Genomic DNA, 20,930 nt, shown 5'->3' with positions numbered 1-20,930 from the left:
GATGAACATCCTGGACGCCCTTGACGCCCAGTCGAAGCGGACCGACCTTCCCGACTTCCGTGCCGGTGACACCGTCAAGGTGCACGCGCGGGTCGTCGAGGGCAACCGGTCCCGTGTCCAGATCTTCCAGGGCGTCGTGATCCGCCGCCAGGGTGACGGTCTGCGCGAGACCTTCTCGGTCCGCAAGGTCAGCTTCGGTGTCGGCGTCGAGCGGACCTACCCGCTCAACGGCCCGGGCATCGACCGGATCGAGGTCGTGACCCGCGGTGACGTGCGTCGCGCCAAGCTGTACTACCTGCGCGAGCTGCGCGGCAAGAAGGCCAAGATCAAGGAGAAGCGGGAGAAGCAGCCCAGCTGACTTCCCGCTCGCCACGCCGCCTGAGCTGCGCGTATGCCGTACCGACCGGACCGCACTACCCTGGTCGTACGGGCGCAGCCAGGCGGCGTTCCCGCCCACGTGGCGGGCAGCCGTCCACAACCGCCCGTGGAGCCTCGACGAGGCTCCCGGGCGGTGGTGTTTCTGCGGACCGGGGAGTGGCGTGGTGCAGACGCTTGACGAGGACGGCACCGTCGATCCGTGGCGCCGGCGGGTCCGCCGTGGCCGCCGCCAGATGCCCCTCTGGCAGGAGCTTCCGCTGCTGCTGGTGGTCGCGTTCTGCCTCGCGGTGCTGATCCGCACGTTCCTGCTCCAGGCGTTCTTCATCCCGTCCGGTTCGATGGAGGACACTCTCCTCATCGGTGACCGGGTGCTGGTCAACAAGGTCGTCTACGACGTCCGTGACCCGGTACGCGGCGAGGTGGTGGTGTTCCGGGGCACCGACCGCTGGGCGCCGCAGGTCGACGAGCAGCCGGAGCCGGGCTTCGCCGGCAAACTCGCGCGTACCGTCGGCGACCTGGTCGGGGTGAGCCGCCCCGGTGAGAAGGACTTCATCAAGCGGGTCATCGGGCTTCCCGGCGACCGGGTGAAGTGCTGCGACACCCAGGGCCGGGTCACCGTCAACGGCACCCCGCTCAACGAGCCGTACGTCCTGCGGGACTCCCCGTTGGACCTGCCGCCCAACCCGCAGGAGTGCCGCTCCCGGCGCTTCGACGAGGTGGTCGTACCCCCGGGTCAGATCTTCGTCATGGGCGACCACCGCGAGGTCTCGCAGGACGCGCGCTGCCAGGGTCCGGTGCCGATCGACAACGTCGTCGGCCGGGCCTTCATGGTGGTGTGGCCGTCGTCGCGCTGGAGTGCCCTGTCGGTGCCGCCGACCTTCGAGGATGTGGCCGGGCCGGTCACGGCCTCGTCGGGTGCGCCTCCGGTCCGGCCGACCCCGCAGGGTGGTGTGCTGCTGATGCTTCCCCTGGCGGTGGCGCTGCGGGGTTCCCGCGCGTTCCGGACGGTGACGTCCAGTTCGGCAACGTAGGCTCCTTGGCGTGATTGACGAGCAGACCGACAAGCCGCGTAGCTCCTTCTGGAAGGAGCTGCCGATCCTGCTGGGTGTGGCGATCCTGGTCGCGGTGCTGGTCCGCGCCTTCGTGCTGCAGACCTTCTTCATCCCCTCCCCGTCCATGGAGAACACTCTCAAGATCGATGACCGGGTGCTGGTCAACAAGCTGGTCTACGATTTCCGGTCACCGCACCGCGGCGAGGTGATCGTGTTCAAGGCGCCGACGGAGTGGAGCGGCAACCCCGACGGTGAGGACTTCATCAAGCGGGTGATCGGCGTCGGCGGCGACCACGTGGTCTGCTGCGACCCGCAGGAGCGGCTGATCATCAACGGCACGTCGTTGGACGAGCCGTACATCTTCTCGATGGACGGCATCCGCGACAAGCCGGCCGACCAGGAGTTCGACATCACCGTGCCGAAGGGCCGGCTGTGGGTGATGGGCGACCACCGGTCGGCGTCGGGTGACTCGTTGGAGCACTGGCAGCAGTCCGGGCAGAACATCACCGAGGCCACGATTCCCGAGGGTGAGGTCGTCGGGCGGGCGTTCACCGTCTTCTGGCCGGTCAGCCGGGCCACCTGGCTGACCGTTCCGGAGCAGTTCGACGGCATTCCCAAGCCGTAGGACCGATGGGGGCGTGGGCGAACCGCCGCCGGTCTGGCAGGCTGGTGCGGTGACCGTCTACACCCCTCGACGCGCCGCCCGTGTGCTGCTCGTCGACGCGGCCGGTCGGGTGCTGCTTTTCCACGGCTTCGACCCGGCCCGTCCCGGGCACCGCTACTGGTTCACGCCGGGCGGCGGGCTCGACGCGGCGGAGTCGTCGGCGGCGGGCGCCGCCCGGGAGTTGGCCGAGGAGACCGGGCTGCGGATCGCCCCCGCCGAGCTGGGCGAGCCCGTCTGGTCCGACACGACCGAGTTTCCGTTCGACGGCAACTTCTACCGCCAGGAACAGGACTTCTTCCTGCTCCGGGTGCCGTCGTGGCAGGTCGACACCATCGGCTTCAACGACATCGAGCAGCGCAGCATCGCCGGTCACCGCTGGTGGCCGCCGGCCGAGCTGGCCGCCAGCGGCGAGCGGTACTACCCACCCGACCTGCTGGCCCGGCTCCTGCCGCCGGCTGCGGAGCCGTCGTGCTGACCCCGCCGCGCACCGTCGTACGCCGCGAGGCCGGGCTGTACGCGCTGGAACGAGCGCTGCAACGGCGCGGCTTCCGGCACGTGGCGGGTGCCGACGAGGCCGGCCGGGGCGCGTGCGCCGGCCCGCTGGTCGCCGCCGCTGCGGTGCTGCCCGAGGGGCGCCGTGGCGAGATCGACGGGCTGGCCGACTCCAAGCTGCTCACCCCGGCCAGCCGGGAACGGGTGTACGCGGAGGTCGTGGACCGCGCCCTGGCGTACGCCGTGGTGGTCATCCCGGCCGACGAGGTCGACGCCCGGGGCCTGCACGTGTGCAACCTGGCGGCGATGCGCCGGGCGCTCGCCTCGCTGACCACCCGTCCGGAGTACGTGCTGACCGACGGCTTCGGCGTGGACGGCCTGGGCGTGCCGGGGCTGGCGGTGTGGAAGGGTGACCGGGTCGCCGCCTGCGTGGCGGCGGCCAGCGTCCTCGCCAAGGTCACCCGGGACCGGATCATGGTGGAGCTGGACGAGGTGTTCCCGGCGTACGGGTTCGCCGAGCACAAGGGCTACATCACCCCGGAGCACAGCGCCGCCCTGCGGGAGCACGGGCCGTGCCGGGAGCACCGTTTCTCGTACGTCAATGTCGCCGCGGTTTCCGGCCGCGACGGCCGGCCCCCGCGCTCCCGCCGGCCCGCCGGTGTGGGTGCGGACGAGCCGATGGAGCGCTCCGGAGCGTCAGGGGGTACCGTCGGCGTGGCGTTGGGCGAGCAGCCTCGGCCTCCGGCGCCGGTGGGGGAAGATGTGGTCATGGAAGGCGGAGTGCGATGAGCGCGGAAGATCTCGAGAAGTACGAGACCGAGATGGAGCTTCAGCTCTACCGGGAGTACCGCGACATTGTCCGCCAGTTCTCGTACGTGGTGGAGACGGAACGTCGGTTCTACCTGGCCAACCAGGTCGACCTGCACGTGCGCAACTCCGACGGCGAGGTCTACTTCGAGGTCGAGATGCACGACGCGTGGGTGTGGGACATGTACCGTCCGGCCCGCTTCGTGAAGAACGTCCGAGTGATGACCTTCAAGGACGTCAACGTCGAGGAGCTGGAGAAGCCGGACATCTCGCTGCCCGCCGACTCCGGCTTCGGCGGCTGAGCGCACCACCCGGCCGCACTACGGGCCCCCCACCCGTGGCGTAGCCCGCCGGTCACTCGGCCGGCACCACGACCTCGACCCGTTGCACCAGGTTGTTGGCGAAGCCGCCCCGGTTCCACGGCTGCTCCACCGGCTGCGTCCGTCCGGACGCGTCGGTGGCCCGTGCGCCGAGCACGTACCGGCCCGGGGTGGCCGTCCACTCGTACCGCCACCGCCGCCAGGCGAAGTCGCCGCCGTCCGCCGGGTCCAGCTCCGCCGGCACCCAGCTCTGCCCGTCATCGGTGGTCACCTCCACGGCGACCACCGGCGCGTGCCCCGACCAGGCCCGACCGTCCACCGTGCACGGCCCCGCCCGCACCACCCGACGGCGGGACATGAAGTCGGGGAACCCGGGCGGGCGGACCAGCGCGCGGGGCTCGATCCGGGTGACCGGCACGCCCGGGTCGTCGGCATCGCGGCGCAGCCGGTACGCCACCGCGTTCTGGTAGCCCTCGAACGGCTCGGTCCGGATCTCGATCGAGTGGAGCCACTTCACGTGCGCCATGCCGTACCAGCCCGGCACGATCAGTCGCAGCGGCGCGCCGTGCTGCGGCAGCAGGGGAGCACCGTTCATCTCGTACGCCAGCAGCACCTCCTCGCGCAGCGCGTCGGCGACCGGCAGCGCCCGCTGGTAGTCCTGCTCGATCCCGCGTTCGACACCGTGATCGGCGCCGGTGAAGACCACGTCGACCGCGTCCGGCCCGAGGCCCGCCTCGCGCAGCAGAGGAGCGAGGGGCGTACCCGTCCACTCGGCGTTGCCGACCGCCTCCACCAGCCACGGCTGGCTGACCGGCCGAGGGTGCAGCAGCGCCCGGCCGTTGCCGGCGCACTCCAGGGTGACCCGGCGGGTGACCCGGGGCCGCTCGCGCAACTCGGCCAGGGTGACGGCCAACGGCCGATCGACCGCGCCGTCGACGGTCAGCGTGTGCGTGGCCGCGTCCAGCTCCGGGATGTCGTAGTGGATCAGCAGGTAGTGCAGCCCGGCCGGGGTGACGTCGTAGCGCAGCGCCTCCAGCGGAATGCCGTGGTTACGGGCGGCGAGCTGCAACTCCTCCGCGCTGATCGCCTCATCCGGCTCCGCGAGCCGGGACGGGCCGCTCACGTCGGCCACCGTCGGCGTCCGGTCATCGACAGTCGTCATGCTGGCCTCCCCGGTCCGAGCGGCGGCGCGACACCGCACCCGGCCCAGCCTAGGCCCTCCGCGGCGGCCCGAACACGGCCCGGCCCGGACGGCGGGTCAGCGGAAGCGACGTCCGCCATAGCAGATCATTGCCGCCTCTGGATGGTCGTCCACAGCACCTCCGGTTATCCACAGTTCCGTCGCCCGGGGTCGCGGAGGGCCCCGCCCCGGCCCGAGGCTGCCCTCATGCGACCGCCATCCGTCCCGCGCACCCTGCTGCTCTGTGCCGCGTTTCCCCTCGCGCTGACCGTCCAACTCTGCGGTCTGGCCGTCCTCGTGGCGGCGGTGCCCGGCCATCCGCCGGCGCAAGCTGTCCTGGCGTCCTCCTCGGTGGACGCCGACCCGGGTCGGTTCCGCTGGCCGGTCGACGGGCAGCCCCGCCCGGTGCGCCGGTTCGACCCGCCACCCCGGCCGTGGCTGCCCGGGCACCGGGGCGTCGACCTGGCCGCCCCGCCGGGCGCGATGGTCCGTAGCGCCGGGCCGGGCACCGTGCTCTTCGCCGGTCTGGTGGCCGGCCGGCCAGTGGTCACGGTGGGCCACGCCGACGGGCTGCGGACCACCCACGAGCCGGTCCAACCAGCCGTACGCGCAGGCCAGCCGGTCACCGCCGGCGCACCGCTGGGCGAGTTGCTGCCCGGGCATCCGGGCTGCCCGGTCGAGGCGTGCCTGCACTGGGGGCTGCGCCGGGGCGAGGAGTACCTCGACCCGCTCGCCCTGCTCGGCCTCGGCCCGGTACGCCTGCTCCCGGTCCGTGGCCTCAGCGCTGGGCGAGCAGCGCCGGCAGCCGCACGGCCAGCCGTTCGTACTCGTCGGCGGTGTTGTACACCTGACCGGTCAGCCGCAGCCACCCCCGGCCGTCCCAGCTCATCACGGCCACCTCGGTGGCCAGCCGCTCGCTGATCCGCGTCTGCAACGCCCGCGCCGCTTCGATGCTGAGCGCCGTGCCGGCCGGCAGCGGAATGAGGCGCAGCGCCACCCCCGGTCCGCCGGGGTCGGGCAACTGGGCGGGCGGCACCCCCAGGGCGTCCCCCACCACCCGCTGGCCGTACGCGGCGAGAGCGGCATTGTGCGCCCGCACCCGATCGACGCCGAGGCTACGCAACGTGAACAGCCCCGCCGGCGCCGCCAACCAGGACGTGTAGTCGAGGGTGGCCTGCCATTCCACCCGGGCCGGGTAACCGGATTCCTGCTCCCAGGACACCACCAGCGGCTCGATCCGGTCCCGCCATTGCGGGGCCACCGCCAGCAGGGCGGTCCCGCGCGGGGCGTACGCCCACTTGTGCAGGTTGCCCGCCCAGAAGTCGGCGCCGATGCTGCTCACCGTCGTGGAGAGCATGCCCGGCGCGTGCGCGGCGTCCACCAGCACCGGCACGCCGTGCTCGTGGGCCACCCCGACGATGGCGGCGGCGGGGAAAAGCTTGGCGGTGGCCGAGGTGAGCTGGTCGACGACGAGCAGCCGCGTCCTGCCCGGGCGCAGGCCGGCCCGGATGGTCTGGACGATCTGCTCGTCGGTGGCGGCCAGGGGGATGGGCAGGACACGGCTGACCGCCCCGATCCGCCGGCACTCCCGCTGGATGGACAGGCTGACCGCGCCGTACCCGTGGTCGGTGCTGAGCACCTCGTCGCCGGGTCGCAGGCCCACCGACTGGAGCACCACGGCGACGCCGGTGGTGGTGTTGCCGACCAGGGCACTGCCGTCCGGGTCGGCACCCAGGAACCCGGCGAGGTGCCGGCGGGTGTGCGCGACCCGGCCGACCAGCCCCTGGGTGAAGAAGCGCAGCGGGTTGGCCTCCATCTCGTCGCGCAGCCGCTGCTGGACGCGCTGCACGCCGATCGGCACCGCGCCGAACGAGCCGTGGTTGAGATGGCTGACCGCCGGATCCAGGGAGAAGAGCAGGCGGGCGCCCGGGATCGGCTCAGGAGGCTGCGGGACGCTCACCCGATGATCGTAACCGTCCGGTGGTGAGCCCTCCGGCCCTGGTCAGGCACGCGGGTGCGCCTGGCGGTAGGCAGCCCGCAGCCGTTCCACCGAGACGTGCGTGTAGATCTGCGTGCTGGCCAGCGACGAGTGGCCGAGCAGCTCCTGCACGGCGCGCAGGTCCGCACCGCCCTCCAGCAGGTGGGTGGCGGCGGAGTGCCGCAGCCCGTGCGGGCTGGTCCGGGGCAGACCCTCGGCCTCGGCGTACCCGCCGACGACCGAGCGCGCGGTCGTCGGGTTGAGCCGACCACCGCGGGCGCCGAGCAGTAGCGCACTGCCGGAGCGGGCAGTCACCAACACCGGACGTCCCCGGCGCAGCCAGTCGTCCAACGCCCGCTGCGCCGGGACCCCGTACGGCACCGATCGTTCCCGCCCGCCCTTGCCGAACACCCGGATCACCCGTCGGCCGTGGTCGACGTCGCCGACGTCCAGCCCGCACGCCTCGCTCACCCGCACACCGGTGGCGTAGAGCAACTCCAGCAACACCCGATCGCGCAGCAGCACCGCCTCGGCGCCCGCCCGCCTCCTCGCGTCGTCGTCCGCGGTCGCTCCCGTCGTCGTCGCGGCGGCTGGCGTGGCCCGCTGCCGGGTTGGTGCCTCGACCAGGGCGGCGGCCTGGTCGGCGCGCAGGACGCTGGGCAACTCCCGGTGGGCACGCGGGCTGGCCAGTGCGGCACCCACGTCGGCGGGGAGCAGGCCGGCGCGGTGCGCCCACGCGCTGAACGCCCGAGCCGACGCGGCTCGCCGGGCCAGCGACGTACGGGCGGCACCGGTGGTCCGCTGCCGGGCGAGCCAGCTGCGCAGCACGGACAGGTCCAGCTCGCCCAGGTCGACGCAGCCCATCCGCACGGCGTGGTCGAGCAGCGAGACCACATCGGTGACGTACGCGCGGACGGTGTGCGCCGACCGGTTGCGGACCCGGGACAGGTGCTCGGCGAAGTCGTCGACCGCGTCGCGCAGCGCCGGCGGCAGCTCCTGGTGCCTGGCCCGGGTGCCCCGGTCGGGCCGGCTCATCGCGGCCGCACCGGGCGGGGGGCAGCAGGCCGCGCTCGTCTATCGGCTCGGGCACCCCTCGTGACGGCTGGCACGGCACCAGCGTACGGCCGATCGTCGTGCGTCACCGGTCACGCCGGCGGCAGCTCCCTCGGCTGCGACTACCGGCGGTTGGCCCTCCTGATCAGCAGGACGACGAGGCCGCCGAGGAGTGCGACGGACGTGACGAGACAGCACAGCGTGGCGATGTGCCACGGCTTGATCGCACCCATGACCGTGCACCGTAACGGGTCGTCGTCCGCTCAGGTGCCCCGCTTCGGTGTGGCCGGCGGGGCGAGGGCGTAACCGTCGTCGCGTCGGACCACCATGGACAGCTCCTCCAGCAGCGACAACTTGCGCAGCGCGGTCCGCACGTCGACACCGGCGCGGCCGGCGAGCCGGTCCACGTCCATCGCGCCCCGACGGGGAAGCGCCTCCAGCAGCGAACGCGTGTCGTCGTCCAGCGCATCGGTCGGCCGTTGCGGGCCTCGGGCCAGCGGGGCCAGGTCCGCGCCGATCCGGCCCACCTCCTCGAGGACGTGTGCCACACCGGTGACCAGCCGCGCCTTGAGGTGCTCGCGGAGAAACTCGTGTGCGCCGACGGACATCGCCGAGGTCACCGGCCCGGGCACCACCATCGCCACCCGGCCGGTGTAGATGGCACGCCGCGCGGTCTGCGTCGCGCCGCTGCGCGCCGACGCCTCCACCACCACCGTGCCCAGCGTGCCTGCGGCGATCACCCGGTTACGGATGAGGAACCGAGGCCGCAGCGGCTCGGCACCGGGCGGCCACTCGCTGACCAGCAGCCCGGTGTCGGCGATCCGGTCGAAGAGCGCGGTGTTGCCCATCGGGTACGGCCGGTCCACACCACAGGCCAGCACCGCGACGGTCAACCCGCCGGCGTTCAGGGCACCCCGGTGGGCGGCCGCGTCGATCCCGAAGGCACCGCCCGACACCACGGTCCAGTCCCGCTCGGCCAGTCCGTACCCCAACTCGGTGGCGACGTGTTGGCCGTAGCCGGTGGCCGCCCGCGCGCCGACCACGGCCACCGAGCGCTCCATCGCCTCGCCCAGCGGCCAGCTCCCGCGTACCCAGAAGCAGAGCGGTGGGGCGGTCTCACCGTCCACCCGGCGGGTCACGTCCGGAAGTCGCAGCGTCGCGAGACCACGGACGCGGATCGGCCACTCGTCGTCGTCGGGGGTGACCAGGCGGGCGCCGAGCCGGTCCGCCCGCTCCAGTGCCTCGGCCGCGACAGCCCGGGCGTCGCCGGCCGCCGACCGGGCGGCCACCGTGCCGTGCAGCCAGGCGTCCGGGCTGCCGCCGCCGAGCAGCAGGTCCAGTGTCGCCACCGGACCGTGTCGCTCGACCAGTTGGTGCACCACACGGGTGCCCGGCTCGGCCAGCCAGGTCAGCGCCACCCGGGCCAGCCTGCTCTCCTCGTCGGCGCTCACGTCGCCTCCCCCGTCCGTAGTTGGGTCGCCTCGCGTACGTCGCCCAGATCCGGCCGGTCCCGGCCGTCCAGATCCGCGATCGTCCAGGCCATTCGGATCACCCGATCGAAGCCGCGCGCCGACAGCGAGCCGGAGTCGAGCCGACCTCGCAGCTCGGCGGTGACCCGGGCGGGTAGCCGCCACGGCGGTCGGCGCAGGTGCGGGCCGCCCACCTCGGCGTTGAGCCGTCGGCCCAGGCCGGCCCAACGGTCGGCGGCCGCCGCGCGCGCCGCCGCCACCCGCGCGGCCACCGCCGCCGACGACTCGGCGTCACCACCGGACGCCATCAGCTCCGCCGCCCGTACCGGCATCAGTCGCACCTGCACGTCGATCCGGTCGAGCAGCGGCCCGGAGAGCCGGCCCAGGTAGCGGCGGCGCACCAGCGGGGTGCATTCGCAGTGCGCGTCGCCGGCCGGTGTCGCGCACGGACACGGATTGGCGGCCAGCACCAGCTGGGTTCGGGCCGGGTATTCGGTGCCGCCCCCGCTGCGGCTCAGTCGGATGCGGCCGCTCTCCAGTGGCTGGCGCAGCGCCTCCAGCGCGCCTCTGCTGAATTCGGGGGCCTCGTCGAGAAAGAGCACCCCCCGGTGGGCCAGCGACACCGCGCCGGGCCGGGCCAGCCCCGAACCGCCGCCGACCAGCGACGGAATCGTGGCCGTGTGGTGCGGTGCCTGGAAGGGCGGGCGGCGCAGCAGCTGACCGCCCGGGGGCAGCAGCCCGGCGACCGAGTGCAGCGTGGTCACCTCCAACGCCGCGTCGTCGTCCAGCTCGGGCAGGACCGACGGCAGCCGTTCGGCCAGCATCGTCTTGCCGGCGCCCGGAGGACCGAGCAGCGCCAGATGGTGCCCGCCCGCCGCGGCGACCTCCAACGCGCGCCGGCCCACCCCCTGCCCGGCGACCTCGGACAGGTCCGGGCCACCGACGGCCGGCGCCGGGGTGGCCGCCGGTGGCTCGATCAGCGGGCTGCCGTCGCGGACGAACGCGACCAGCCGGTGCAGGGTGTCGACCGCGCGCACCCGTACCCCGGGTATGACCGCGGCCTCGGCGGCGTTGCCGGCCGGCACGATCACCCGCTCGATGCCGGCCCGGGCCGCGGCGGCGACCATCGGGAGTACGCCGCGCACCGGCCGGACCGTCCCGTCCAGCCCCAACTCGCCGAGGATCACCACCCCCTCCAACGGGAGCAGCGGCAGCTCACCCGAGCCGCCGAGCAGCGCTGCGGCGATGGCCAGGTCGAAGGCCGAACCAAACTTCGGCAGCGTCGCGGGCAGCAGGTTCAGGGTGATCCGCCGGTTCGGCCAGCGCTGGCCGGAGTTGACCACGGCGGCCCGGACGCGGTCCCGGGCCTCGTGCAGGGCGGTGTCCGGTAGTCCGGAGATCACCACGGCCGGCAGCCCGGCGGCCAGGTCGACCTCGACCTCGACCAGGTGACCGGTGACCCCGACCAGCCCCACGCACAGCACCTTCGCGTAGCTCATGGCGGTCACCGACCCTTCGGGGTGCGCATCTCAGAACGCACCCTTGAGGTGGTCGACCTGGGCCGGGCCGGCGTCGGGCAGCCGCACCGAGAGCACGTCGAAGCGCACCTCGTCGGCGCTCGTCCCGGTCTCGGCGAGCCAGCGCGCGGCCAGCACCCGCAGGCGGCGGGCCTTGGCTGGTACGACAGCCTCGGCCGGTGTGCCGAAGTCGTCGCCCCGACGGGTCTTCACCTCGCAGATGGCGAGCACCGGGCCGTCCCAGGCGATGATGTCGATCTCTCCGGCCGGGCAGCGCCAGTTTCGGGCGATCGGGCGCAGCCCCGCCTCGGTCAGGTGCTGGGCGGCGCACCGCTCGCCGTACGCGCCGACCGCCTGGTTCCGCTTCGTCATGACTGGCACGGTGCCCGTCGAGGCGGGCGTGCCGCGACCCGAGGACCCCGCGCCTGTGGACAGAGAGCGACCTGTGGACAACCGGACGATCAAGCCCTCGCCGTGCTACGGCACCCGGTATCTCATGATCACTTAATGCTCAGTAGTTCCCAGCGCCACCTGGTGACTGCTGAGCATTAAGTGATCATGATTGGTGGCGCGCTGCCGGGTCGGGCGGGCCGAAATGGCGCGGCCGTGGCCGGTCGCATACGGTGCCGGACGTGGACGGACGACGGAGCTTTCCCGAAGATCAGGAGTCGCGCTGGTATCCCGACGAGCGGGGTCGCGGCTACGGCGAGGCGGAGTGGCGCGCCGCGGGCGAACCGCGCTACCGGGAGGGGGAAATTCCCGAGCAGCGCGACGACACCGGCACAGGTCGCCGCCGTGAACCCGACTCCGGCCGCTTCGGCGCGGTGGACGGGGTGCGCTTCGGTGCGCCCGAATCGGACTCGGGGCGTCTGAGCGCGGTGGACGCGGGCCGGTTCGGTGCGCCCGAGCCGGATTCGGGGCGCTTTGCTGCCGTGGACGCCCAGTCCGGCCGGTTCGAGGCCGACTCGGGACGTTTCGGGGCGGTCGACCCGTTGGGTGACGCGCGGTCGGAGGCGGACGGCTACCGGGCGACCCGGTCCCGCAGGGCGGACCGGGATCCCTCGGAGATCTCCGGCGAACTGCCCGGCCGTCGGGCCGCGCGGGAGCCGGTCGGTGTCGCACCGACCACCCCACCTGAGGCCGCCGGAGATGCGTCGACGGCGGGAGGGGTGCTCGCCGACCAGGCTCGTCCCGCCCCGCTGAGCGCGTACCCGATCGTGGAGCCGACGCGGGCCGGCGGTGAGGCGCCGCATCCGCTGGAGATGCCGACCGGTCCGATGCCGGGAATCGGTCCCCGCGTCGACCTGCCCGCGGGGGAGCCGCCGGCATATCCCCCGGTCGTCGCCGACGGTGTCTACCGGACCCGCCGGCCGGTGCTGGCCGTACTCTTCGCGCTGCTGGTGTTGATCTTCGAGGTTCCGGCGCTGCGGGTGCTGCTGGCCGGGGTGACCGGCGATCCGGTGTCCGCCGGGAACGTGGTGGTGGGCATCGCCCTGGTCGCCGGGCTGCCGATCTTCGCAACCGGGCTGTACGGGCTCCGGACCGGCGGTCTCGCGCTCTCCGACGGCGGCCGCGGCTGGCTGCGCCCGCCGACTGCCTACCTGACCGTCGGGCTGGTGCTCTTCGTGGCCGCCGCGCTCGCCGCCGGGTGATCCGCGGCGCTCGCCGGCTCATTCGCGGTCGATGATCCACGCAACAACCAGGAAATAGTGGCCTCCGATGACGGCGAGGCCACTATTTCCTGGAACGAGCGCGATCAAGCAGGAAGCGGCGCGCGGCACGGAGCGCGCGACGCGGGGCGGAGCAGCACCCGGGGGCGGCTGGGCGGGTGAGGGGCGTACACTGGCCAACTGGCGACCGCCTTGCGCGGTCGACCTCGCGTGCCCTCTTCACGAAATCGTCGTGGAGCGACGGCCTCCCTGGTCCCGATCTTGATCGGGTCCACCATGGGTCGGCGACCAGGCACCAGGACGCCCGGCCGCCGGTCGGGCGTGACAACCAGGGATCTTGAGGAGTAACCCAACCATGGCCGTCGTGACCATGCGTCAGCTGCTGGAGAGCGGTGTCCACTTCGGGCACCAGACCCGGCGCTGGAACCCGAAGATGAAGCGCTTCATCATGACCGAGCGCAACGGCATCTACATCATCGACCTGCGCCAGACCCTCGACTACATCGAGAAGGCGTACGAGTTCGTGCGTGGGACCGTCGCCGAGGGTGGCAGCATCCTGTTCGTCGGCACCAAGAAGCAGGCCCAGGAGGCGATCGCCGAGCAGGCGACCCGGGTCGGCCAGCCGTACGTCAACCACCGCTGGCTCGGTGGCATGCTGACCAACTTCCAGACCGTGTACAAGCGGCTCCAGCGGATGAAGGAGCTGGAGGGCCTGGGTGACCTGAGCGGCACCGCCGCCGGTTACACCAAGAAGGAGACGCTCCAGCTCTCCCGCGAGAAGATCAAGCTGACCCGCACCCTCGGTGGTCTGCGGGACATGCAGAAGCTCCCCGCCGCGGTCTGGATCGTCGACACCAAGAAGGAGCACATCGCCGTCGACGAGGCCCGCAAGCTGGGCATCCCGGTGATCGCGGTGCTGGACACCAACTGTGACCCGGACGAGGTCGACTTCCCGATCCCGGGCAACGACGACGCGATCCGCTCGGCCGAGCTGCTGACCAAGGTCGTCGCCGCCGCCGTCGCGGACGGTCTGATCGCGCGTTCCGGCCGCCGCCGGGGCAGCGACGAGAAGCCCGAGGCGGGCGTCGCGAGCGACGAGCCGCTGACCGAGTGGGAGCGCGAGCTGCTCGAGCCGAAGAAGGCCGACGAGTCGGCGACCCCGGCCGAGCAGCCGGCCGCTGCCGCCGAGCAGCCCGCCGCCGAGCAGCCGGCGCAGGCCGCCACCGAGCAGCCGGCGGCCGCGACCGCGGAGTGACCGCACCGTCGCTGCCCCGCTGTCCGTTTTCCCGGACAGCGGGCAGCGGCGGTACGCCGGGCACGATCCGTCCGGATCCGGGTAACCGGCACCTCTGACCATCCACACGCCGTCTCAACACCGAAGAGAGAGCCATGTCCCACATCACCGCCGCGGACGTCAAGAAGCTCCGCGACCTCACCGGCGCCGGCATGATGGACAGCAAGAAGGCGCTGACCGAGGCCGAGGGCGACTTCGACAAGGCCATCGAGATCCTGCGCGTCAAGGGCGCCAAGGACGTCGGCAAGCGGGCCGGTCGTACGGCCGCCAACGGCCTGGTCGCCCACTCCGGCAAGGCGCTGCTCGAGCTCAACTGCGAGACCGACTTCGTCGCCAAGACCGAGTCGTTCATCGCGCTGGCCCAGCAGCTCGTCGAGCACGGTGAGCGCTCCGGCGTGAACACCGCCGAGGAGCTGCTCGCCACCGAGCTGGACGGCAAGGTCGTCGCCGACCTGATCCAGGAGCAGTCCGCCAAGATCGGCGAGAAGCTGGTGCTCAACCGCTTCGCCAAGGTCGAGGGCACCACCGCGGTCTACCTGCACCGCAAGGCCCAGGACCTGCCGCCGGCCGTTGGTGTGCTGGTGTCGTACACCGGCAAGAGCGACGAGGCGGGCGACGCCGACGCTCGTGGTGTGGCCATGCAGATCGCCGCGATGCGGCCGAAGTACCTCACCCGGGACGAGGTTCCGGCCGAGGTCGTCGAGTCCGAGCGGCGCATCGCCGAGCAGACCGCCCGCGAGGAGAACAAGCCCGAGGCGGCCCTGCCGAAGATCGTCGAGGGTCGGGTGAACGCCTTCTTCAAGGACTACGTCCTCGTCGAGCAGGCGTCCGTGGCCGACAACAAGAAGTCGGTGAAGCAGATGCTGGCCGAGGCCGGCATCGAGGTCACCCGCTTCGTGCGGTTCGAGGTCGGCCAGGCCTGAGCCGCCACCGGGCGCCGCGCGCGCCCGTGTGCAGGAGACGTCGACGAGGAGGCCGCCGGTGTACGTGACAGGCACCGCGGCCTCCTCGTCACATAGGGTCAGCAGCGGCAGGTTCGCGGTACGCGGCGCACGGGGTGTGCGCGTGGGGAAGGGCGGGGCGGATGACGCAGGTTGTGAGTGACCGGACGCTGGCTGTGGACGATCCGACGGCACCGCCGCCGGGGCGCGCCCGCCGGGTGGTGCTGAAGCTCTCCGGTGAGGTGTTCGGTGGCGGCGCGATCGGCGTCGACCCGGACGTCGTCCAGGCCATCGCCCGGCAGATCGCCACCGTGGTCCGCCGCGGCGTGCAGGTTTCCGTGGTCGTCGGCGGCGGCAACTTCTTCCGTGGCGCGGAGCTGCAGAAGCGCGGGATGGACCGGGCCCGCGCCGACTACATGGGCATGCTCGGCACCGTGATGAACTGCCTCGCGTTGCAGGACTTCCTGGAGAAGGAGGGCATCGAGACCCGGGTGCAGAGCGCCATCACCATGGCCCAGGTCGCCGAGCCGTACATCCCGCTGCGGGCGATCCGGCACCTGGAGAAGGGCCGCGTGGTCATCTTCGGCGCCGGTGCCGGCATGCCGTACTTCTCGACCGACACGGTGGCCGCCCAGCGTGCGCTGGAGATCCGGGCCGACGTGGTGCTGATGAGCAAGAACGGCGTGGACGGCGTCTACACCGCCGACCCGCGGATCGACCCCACCGCCAGCAAGCTCGACTCGATCACCTTCTCCGAGGTGCTGCGCCGCAACCTGCGGGTGGCCGACGCGGCGGCGTTCAGCCTCTGCATGGAGAACGGCCTGCCGATGCTGGTCTTCGGTGCGCAGGGTGACGACACCATCATCCGCGCGGTGGGTGGCGACAAGATCGGCACCCTGATCACCGCCTGAGCCCGCCCCGCCCGAGGTGACGGCAGCAGCGGTCCTGACGACTTTCAGCAGAGCCCACGACGAGCACAGAAGGAGGCGAGGAGACCGGTGATCGACGACACCCTCCTCGAGGCCGAGGAGAAGATGGAGCGTGCGGTCGAGCACGCCAAGGAGGAGTTCGGCGCCATCCGTACCGGTCGCGCCAACGCCGCCATGTTCTCCAAGGTCATCATCGACTACTACGGCACGCCCACGCCGCTGACCCAGATGGCGTCCATCGCGGTTCCCGAGCCGCGGATGGCCATCATCAAGCCGTACGACAACTCGCAGATCAACGCGATGGAGAAGGCGATCCGCGACTCGGACCTCGGGGTGAACCCGAACAACGAGGGCAACCAGCTGCGCATCCTGCTCCCGCAGATGACCGAGGAACGCCGCCGCGACATGATCAAGGTGGCTCGGCACAAGGGCGAGGAGGCCAAGGTGGCGATCCGCAACGTCCGCCGCCGTGGCAAGGAGGAGCTGGACCGGATCGTCAAGGACGGCGAGGCCGGCGAGGACGACGGCCGCCGCGCCGAGAAGGAGCTGGACGACCTGACCCAGCGCTACGTCGCCAGCATCGACGACCTGGTCAAGCACAAGGAGACCGAGCTGCTGGAGGTCTGAGGACCGGCCCGGCGTTCGCCAGGTGACGCAGTCGACGTGAGGCCCGACCCCGAACCGGGGGCGGGCCTCGTGCCGTATGCGCGACGGGGCGCGCCATCGTCCGCCTCACCCGATCGGCGGGTGCAGTAGGCTCGGCAGGATTCCCGGCCACCGGGTGGTGAACACCGGGAATCGACCGACCGTCGGGGCGGTCAATCGGAGGAACATCGCGCGTGTAGGGGATGGTTGTGGTCTTGCGTCATGTGGTCGTTCTCGTGCCACGTCGCGGTGCGTGATGTCCCACCCCGACCCCTACACGGGAGAGCCGCGCGGCTGGGACCGACCGGAGCGCCCGGTGGCCCTGCCCTGGCCCGAGACCGAGATCGAGGCGGGTCAGTGGACTCGCCGTCCGTCCGGCCCTGAGCTGTACGCCGAGCCCCGCACCCGCCCGTACGCCGAGCCGGTTCCGGCGGATCCGTACGACGAGCGCGGCCGGGCGGTCCGCCCGGACGACCGGGACCGCTTCGACGACCGCGATCGGCACGACCGCTTCGACGACCGGGACCGTTACGAGGACGACCGCAACCAACCTCACCGGTACGACGACCGGGGCCGTGCCGGTCGGTACGCGGACCGTCCGCCCGCGGGTCGCGACGGCACCCCGACCCGTCACGACGGCCCGCAGCGCTACGACGAGCCGGGCCGCTACGACGAGCCGGGCCGCTACGACGAGCAGCGGCGATTCGACAACGGTGGTGGCCCGGTCCGCTACGACGACGACGTCGACTACCCGACCGCGCAGCTCGCGCCCATCGGGGCGGACATCGGACCGGATCTGGATCCGGAGGTCGAGCCGGAGCCGCCGACCGGTCGGCGGGCGAAGGGTCGACGGCGGGCCAGCGTCGACCGCCCGGCCACCCAGCAGGTGGGCACCGGGCGTGCCGGCCGCAACCTGCCGGCGGCGATCGGGGTGGGGCTCGGCCTCGGCGCGCTGATCGTGGTGCCGCTGGTCTTCTACCCGTTGGCGTTTCTGCCGGTGATCGCCGGAGCCATGGCCGTCGGCATCTGGGAGATGGCCCGCGCGGTCCGCCGCAGCGGCGCGCATCCGCCGCTGGTGCCGCTGGTCGCCGGTGGCGTGCTGACGGTGGGTCTGGCCTGGTTCGCGGGCCCGGACGCGCTCAGCCTGGGACTGCTCGTGACCGTGCTGGGCACCATGATCTGGCGGCTGGGCGACGGCCCGGCCGGCTTCCAGCGGGATCTCACCGCGGCCACCCTGATCGCGGTCTACGTGCCGTTCCTCGGCGGTTTCGCGGCCCTGCTGGCGGCGGCGCCCGACGACGGCCCGCTGCGCATCCTGGCCACGCTGATCGCGGTGGTCCTCTCCGACACGGGTGGGTACGCCGCCGGGGTCTCCTTCGGCCGTCATCCGATGGCCCCGTCGATCAGCCCGAAGAAGTCCTGGGAGGGCTTCGCGGGTTCGGTCACCGCCGCGGCGCTGGGCAGCGCCCTGCTGCTGTGGCTGATGTTGGACGTGGCTCCCTGGTGGGGTGCGCTGTTCGGGGTGGCGGTCTCCTGCGCGGCGGTCCTCGGTGACCTCGCCGAGTCGATGATCAAGCGGGATCTCGGTGTCAAGGACATGAGCAACCTGCTGCCCGGCCACGGTGGCCTGATGGACCGCCTGGACTCGATCCTGTTCGCGGTGCCGACGGCGTACCTGCTGCTGGCGATCTTCGTACCGGTGGTGGGGTGAGGCATGGATCACGGCGCCCCGGTCCTCCCGATCCGGCGGTCGGGACCGGTTCGGCACCTCCGGACGGGTGTGTGCCGCCGGAGGCGTGACACACTGGACCAGCCATGACGAGCCTGCCCTTGATCCCCGCCATCTCGGACGCCCCCACCGCGCGCCGGGCCTCCATGCCCCCTCAGCACCTCGCTGACCTGGACCTGGCCGGTCGCCAGGAGCTGGTGACCGGCCTGGGTGAGCCCGCGTTCCGCGCCAAGCAGGTCTCCAACCACTACTTCGGGCGCCTGGTGCGCGACCCGCAGGCCATGACCGACCTGCCGGCGGCGACCCGGGAGCGGCTGGCCGACCAGCTGCTGCCCACGCTGCTCACCCCGGTCCGGGAGCTGGCCTGCGACGACGGTGCCACCCGCAAGGCGCTCTGGAAGTTGCACGACGGCGCGCTGGTGGAGAGCGTGCTGATGGGCTACCCGGACCGGGTGACCGTCTGCATCTCCAGCCAGGCGGGCTGCGGCATGGCCTGCCCGTTCTGCGCGACCGGCCAGGCCGGGCTGACCCGCAACCTGTCGACCGCCGAGATCGTCGACCAGGCGGTGTACCTGGCCGGCGTGGCGGCGTCCGGCGCGGTCTCCGGCTCACCGCCGCGACTGTCGCACGTCGTGTTCATGGGCATGGGCGAGCCGCTGGCCAACTACAACCGGGTGATCGCGGCGATCCGCCGGCTGGTCAGCCCCGCTCCGGAGGGCCTCGGCCTGTCCCAGCGGCACATCACCGTTTCCACGGTGGGCCTGGTTCCGGCCATCCGCCGACTGGCCAGCGAAGACCTCTCTGTGACCCTTGCGTTGTCGTTGCACGCCCCCGATGATGATCTGCGCGACGAACTCGTGCCGGTAAACCAGCGCTGGAAGGTAGCCGAGGTGCTGGACGCAGCGTGGGACTACGCCGCCCGGACGGGCCGTCGCGTGTCGATCGAGTACGCGATGATCAAGGACGTGAACGACCAGCCGTGGCGAGCCGATCTGCTCGGGCGGCTGTTGGCCGGCAAGTTGGCGCACGTGAACCTCATCCCGCTCAATCCGACGCCGGGCAGCCGCTGGGACGCGAGCCCGAAGCCGGTGGAGCGGGAGTTCGTCCGGCGGTTGCGCGACGCCGGGGTGTCCACCACCGTACGGGACACCCGAGGTCGTGAGATCGACGGCGCGTGTGGCCAGCTCGCCGCCGCCGAGGACACCGACACCAACACCGACCGCGCCGGAGAGGCACCGGCGTGACCGGGCGTGGCGAACGAGACCAGGAGACATAGTGGCGAGTCAGGGTCAGCGTTTCCGGCGCAAGGCGCTCCGCCGGGGATACAAGGTCGACGAGGTGGATGCCTTCCTCGACCGGGTCGAGGCGACGCTCGACGGCCGGCAGGTCGGCGCGCCGGTGGCCTCCCAGGAGGTCCACGATGTCGTCTTCCGGGTCCGGTTCAACGGCTACGACGAGTGGCAGGTCGACCTGCACCTGGACCGCGTCGAGCGACAGCTGGCCGAGCTGGAGGAGCGCACCAGCGCCGGGCGCGGCGGTGACCCCCGGATGGGCCCACCGGACCGGATGGGTCCGCCGATGCGTGACGACCGTGGGGGCATGGTGCCGCAGCCGATGCCGCCGCGGCCGATGCCGGCGCAGCCCGGCCCGCCCGACCGGTACGGCCGCTACGACGAGCCGACGGGTGCCTTCGCCGGTGGGTACGACGCCCCCCGTGGTGGTTACGACGCGCCGCGTGGTCCGGCCGGTCCCGGCCCGATGGGCCCCGGCGGTCCGATGGGCGGGCACGGCGTACCGCCTCGTGGCCTGCCCGCCGGTCCCGGCGGCTACGGGCCGCCCGACGACCCGCGGATGCCCGGCGGCTACGGCCCCCCGGACGACCAGCGCATGCCCGGCGGCTACGGGCCGCCCGACGACCCGCGTTCGTCCGGCGGCTACCCGCCGGAGGAGCCGCGCTTCGACGGCTTCGAGGCCGGCCGGCACGGTCGCGCCGACATGACCGCCGAGATTCGGATGCCGGAACGGGACCTGCGCGACATGCGCCGTGGTCCGGCCGGTCCGCCTCCCATGCCGCAGCCGGGCATCGGTGGTCCGCCGATGGCCGGTCCGCCCGCCGTGGCCGGCCCTCCGATGGCCGGCCCGCCGGTGGGTGGCCCGCCGATGGCCGGTCCTCCCGGCAGTGACCTGTACCGGGTCGACCAGATCCGGCGTAGTTTCCAGGTCCGTCGCTTCGGCAGCGGGTACGACCCGGACCAGGTGGACCGGTTCTTCGAGACCCTGCTCGGCGGCATGCAGCGCCGCAACCCGATGCCGGTCGACCCGAAGGACCTGGATACGCTCCGGTTCGGCCTGGTGCCCGGTGGCTACTTCGAGGCCGAGGTCGACGCCGCGCTCAAGGACGTGCAGGACATCCTCTTCGGGCGCTGAGTCCGACGCGTACGCGACGAGGGCCCGTCCCCGGGTGGGGGCGGGCCCTCGGCGTACGTCAGCCGGGTGTCCGGCGAGGTCAGGAACGCAGGCCGTTGCGCCGCAGCACGGCGTCGCCGATCACGATGATCAGCAGCAGCGCGGCCAGGCCGACCAGCCAGATGTCCTCGACCCTGCCCTCGTGGTTGCCGCAGATCATCGCCAGCAGCGCCAGCGCGGACAGCACCGCGCCGATGCGCCCGGCCTTCCGGTGCCCGGGCTTGTGCTGGTCTGGCGACGTTACCGGCTCGCTTCCTGCCACTGTCGGTCCTTCCCTCGCGATCGGATCTCCGGTTAGTCTGGCACGCCTCCTGCCCGGGGCGGCGCGGTGGGTGTTTCCCGGCCG

At 72.6% G+C, this 20,930-nt stretch carries 20 protein-coding genes and 2 pseudogenes; 15 read left to right on the top strand and 7 right to left on the bottom strand.

Going from position 1 to position 20,930, the window contains the following annotated elements:
• Position 1 precedes the first annotated feature (1 nt).
• The 6 genes from rplS to AB0H52_RS03365 all read left to right on the top strand — a co-directional run bounded on the left by rplS (position 2) and on the right by AB0H52_RS03365 (position 3,695).
• On the top strand, positions 2-358 hold the full coding sequence (rplS, locus tag AB0H52_RS03390; protein WP_030335223.1) for a 50S ribosomal protein L19: 357 nt from the start codon (positions 2-4) through the stop codon (positions 356-358).
• 181 nt (positions 359-539) lie between these two features.
• Positions 540-1,409 (top strand): signal peptidase I, encoded by an 870-nt coding sequence (gene lepB / locus AB0H52_RS03385; RefSeq protein WP_151490307.1) that lies wholly within the window; start codon positions 540-542, stop codon positions 1,407-1,409.
• 10 nt (positions 1,410-1,419) lie between these two features.
• Positions 1,420-2,055 carry a signal peptidase I gene (gene lepB, locus AB0H52_RS03380; RefSeq protein ID WP_151490306.1) on the top strand — a complete coding sequence of 212 codons (636 nt, stop codon included), beginning with the start codon at positions 1,420-1,422 and terminating at the stop codon, positions 2,053-2,055.
• A 49-nt stretch (positions 2,056-2,104) separates the two neighbouring features.
• Positions 2,105-2,569 (top strand): NUDIX domain-containing protein, encoded by a 465-nt coding sequence (locus AB0H52_RS03375; RefSeq protein ID WP_357944958.1) that lies wholly within the window; start codon positions 2,105-2,107, stop codon positions 2,567-2,569.
• On the top strand, positions 2,563-3,375 hold the full coding sequence (locus AB0H52_RS03370; protein WP_151490304.1) for a ribonuclease HII: 813 nt from the start codon (positions 2,563-2,565) through the stop codon (positions 3,373-3,375). The genes AB0H52_RS03375 and AB0H52_RS03370 overlap by 7 nt, the downstream gene beginning before the upstream one ends.
• On the top strand, positions 3,372-3,695 hold the full coding sequence (locus AB0H52_RS03365) for a DUF2469 domain-containing protein (RefSeq protein ID WP_007075222.1): 324 nt from the start codon (positions 3,372-3,374) through the stop codon (positions 3,693-3,695). The genes AB0H52_RS03370 and AB0H52_RS03365 overlap by 4 nt, the downstream gene beginning before the upstream one ends.
• A 52-nt stretch (positions 3,696-3,747) precedes the next feature.
• Here the strand turns inward: AB0H52_RS03365 and AB0H52_RS03360 are convergent, their stop codons facing one another.
• A complete protein-coding gene (locus AB0H52_RS03360; protein ID WP_151490303.1) occupies positions 3,748-4,875 on the bottom strand; it encodes a sulfite oxidase in 1,128 nt (375 codons plus the stop codon).
• Positions 4,876-5,100: 225 nt separating this feature from the next.
• Here AB0H52_RS03360 and AB0H52_RS03355 point away from each other — a divergent pair, with 225 nt between their 5' ends.
• Entirely contained in the window at positions 5,101-5,814 is a 714-nt protein-coding gene (locus tag AB0H52_RS03355) for a M23 family metallopeptidase (RefSeq protein WP_357944955.1), read from the top strand.
• Positions 5,815-5,965: 151 nt separating this feature from the next.
• Here the strand turns inward: AB0H52_RS03355 and AB0H52_RS03350 are convergent.
• The 5 genes and pseudogenes from AB0H52_RS03350 to AB0H52_RS03330 form a co-directional block, all read right to left on the bottom strand.
• Positions 5,966-6,709, bottom strand: a pseudogene (locus AB0H52_RS03350) (aminotransferase class V-fold PLP-dependent enzyme); the annotation flags it as partial.
• A gap of 186 nt (positions 6,710-6,895) precedes the next feature.
• Positions 6,896-7,906, bottom strand: coding sequence for a tyrosine recombinase XerC (locus AB0H52_RS03345; protein ID WP_151490301.1), 1,011 nt, complete (start codon positions 7,904-7,906; stop codon positions 6,896-6,898).
• 281 nt (positions 7,907-8,187) lie between these two features.
• On the bottom strand, positions 8,188-9,375 hold the full coding sequence (locus tag AB0H52_RS03340; RefSeq protein ID WP_357944952.1) for a DNA-processing protein DprA: 1,188 nt from the start codon (positions 9,373-9,375) through the stop codon (positions 8,188-8,190).
• Positions 9,372-10,892 carry a YifB family Mg chelatase-like AAA ATPase gene (locus tag AB0H52_RS03335; protein ID WP_151490299.1) on the bottom strand — a complete coding sequence of 507 codons (1,521 nt, stop codon included), beginning with the start codon at positions 10,890-10,892 and terminating at the stop codon, positions 9,372-9,374. The genes AB0H52_RS03340 and AB0H52_RS03335 overlap by 4 nt, the downstream gene beginning before the upstream one ends.
• Before the next feature lie 30 nt (positions 10,893-10,922).
• A complete protein-coding gene (locus AB0H52_RS03330; protein WP_151490298.1) occupies positions 10,923-11,282 on the bottom strand; it encodes a YraN family protein in 360 nt (119 codons plus the stop codon).
• Between the two features lie 223 nt (positions 11,283-11,505).
• On the opposite strand from AB0H52_RS03330, the pseudogene AB0H52_RS03325 reads away from it, so the two are divergent.
• The 8 genes and pseudogenes from AB0H52_RS03325 to AB0H52_RS03290 all read left to right on the top strand — a co-directional run bounded on the left by AB0H52_RS03325 (position 11,506) and on the right by AB0H52_RS03290 (position 20,545).
• Positions 11,506-12,562: pseudogene (locus AB0H52_RS03325) on the top strand (hypothetical protein).
• Between the two features lie 373 nt (positions 12,563-12,935).
• On the top strand, positions 12,936-13,835 hold the full coding sequence (gene rpsB / locus AB0H52_RS03320; RefSeq protein WP_151490296.1) for a 30S ribosomal protein S2: 900 nt from the start codon (positions 12,936-12,938) through the stop codon (positions 13,833-13,835).
• Between the two features lie 134 nt (positions 13,836-13,969).
• Entirely contained in the window at positions 13,970-14,797 is an 828-nt protein-coding gene (gene tsf, locus AB0H52_RS03315) for a translation elongation factor Ts (RefSeq protein ID WP_151490295.1), read from the top strand.
• A 161-nt stretch (positions 14,798-14,958) separates the two neighbouring features.
• The gene (gene pyrH / locus AB0H52_RS03310; RefSeq protein WP_151490294.1) at positions 14,959-15,726 is read left to right on the top strand and encodes a UMP kinase; all 768 of its coding nucleotides are present in this window, start codon (positions 14,959-14,961) and stop codon (positions 15,724-15,726) included.
• Between the two features lie 87 nt (positions 15,727-15,813).
• Positions 15,814-16,371, top strand: coding sequence for a ribosome recycling factor (gene frr / locus AB0H52_RS03305; RefSeq protein ID WP_088946658.1), 558 nt, complete (start codon positions 15,814-15,816; stop codon positions 16,369-16,371).
• Positions 16,372-16,645: 274 nt separating this feature from the next.
• A complete protein-coding gene (locus tag AB0H52_RS03300; protein ID WP_357944948.1) occupies positions 16,646-18,100 on the top strand; it encodes a phosphatidate cytidylyltransferase in 1,455 nt (484 codons plus the stop codon).
• Positions 18,101-18,204: 104 nt separating this feature from the next.
• Complete coding sequence (gene rlmN, locus AB0H52_RS03295) at positions 18,205-19,362, top strand: 23S rRNA (adenine(2503)-C(2))-methyltransferase RlmN (RefSeq protein ID WP_151490292.1); 1,158 nt, start codon at positions 18,205-18,207, stop codon at positions 19,360-19,362.
• Positions 19,363-19,393: 31 nt separating this feature from the next.
• Complete coding sequence (locus AB0H52_RS03290; RefSeq protein WP_278123738.1) at positions 19,394-20,545, top strand: DivIVA domain-containing protein; 1,152 nt, start codon at positions 19,394-19,396, stop codon at positions 20,543-20,545.
• A gap of 79 nt (positions 20,546-20,624) precedes the next feature.
• Here the strand turns inward: AB0H52_RS03290 and AB0H52_RS03285 are convergent, their stop codons facing one another.
• A complete protein-coding gene (locus AB0H52_RS03285) occupies positions 20,625-20,846 on the bottom strand; it encodes a DUF2631 domain-containing protein (protein ID WP_151490290.1) in 222 nt (73 codons plus the stop codon).
• Positions 20,847-20,930 lie beyond the last annotated feature (84 nt).

This window comes from Micromonospora sp. NPDC050695 (genome assembly GCF_040654415.1).
In the GTDB taxonomy this organism is placed as follows: domain Bacteria; phylum Actinomycetota; class Actinomycetes; order Mycobacteriales; family Micromonosporaceae; genus Micromonospora.
Note: the sequence above shows the minus strand (reverse complement) of the source record. Positions and strands in the feature narration are given on the sequence as shown.

Bases quoted from the DNA above. Each gene is read 5' to 3' on its own strand.
- rpsB (WP_151490296.1), top strand. From the start codon at position 12,936: ATGGCCGTCGTGACCATGCGTCAGCTGCTGGAGAGCGGTGTCCACTTC.
- rlmN (WP_151490292.1), top strand. From the start codon at position 18,205: ATGACGAGCCTGCCCTTGATCCCCGCCATCTCGGACGCCCCCACCGCG.
- tsf (WP_151490295.1), top strand. From the start codon at position 13,970: ATGTCCCACATCACCGCCGCGGACGTCAAGAAGCTCCGCGACCTCACC.
- AB0H52_RS03360 (WP_151490303.1), bottom strand. From the start codon at position 4,875: ATGACGACTGTCGATGACCGGACGCCGACGGTGGCCGACGTGAGCGGC.
- AB0H52_RS03345 (WP_151490301.1), bottom strand. From the start codon at position 7,906: ATGAGCCGGCCCGACCGGGGCACCCGGGCCAGGCACCAGGAGCTGCCG.
- AB0H52_RS03335 (WP_151490299.1), bottom strand. From the start codon at position 10,892: ATGAGCTACGCGAAGGTGCTGTGCGTGGGGCTGGTCGGGGTCACCGGT.
- AB0H52_RS03300 (WP_357944948.1), top strand. From the start codon at position 16,646: ATGTCCCACCCCGACCCCTACACGGGAGAGCCGCGCGGCTGGGACCGA.
- AB0H52_RS03355 (WP_357944955.1), top strand. From the start codon at position 5,101: ATGCGACCGCCATCCGTCCCGCGCACCCTGCTGCTCTGTGCCGCGTTT.
- AB0H52_RS03365 (WP_007075222.1), top strand. From the start codon at position 3,372: ATGAGCGCGGAAGATCTCGAGAAGTACGAGACCGAGATGGAGCTTCAG.
- pyrH (WP_151490294.1), top strand. From the start codon at position 14,959: ATGACGCAGGTTGTGAGTGACCGGACGCTGGCTGTGGACGATCCGACG.
- rplS (WP_030335223.1), top strand. From the start codon at position 2: ATGAACATCCTGGACGCCCTTGACGCCCAGTCGAAGCGGACCGACCTT.
- AB0H52_RS03330 (WP_151490298.1), bottom strand. From the start codon at position 11,282: ATGACGAAGCGGAACCAGGCGGTCGGCGCGTACGGCGAGCGGTGCGCC.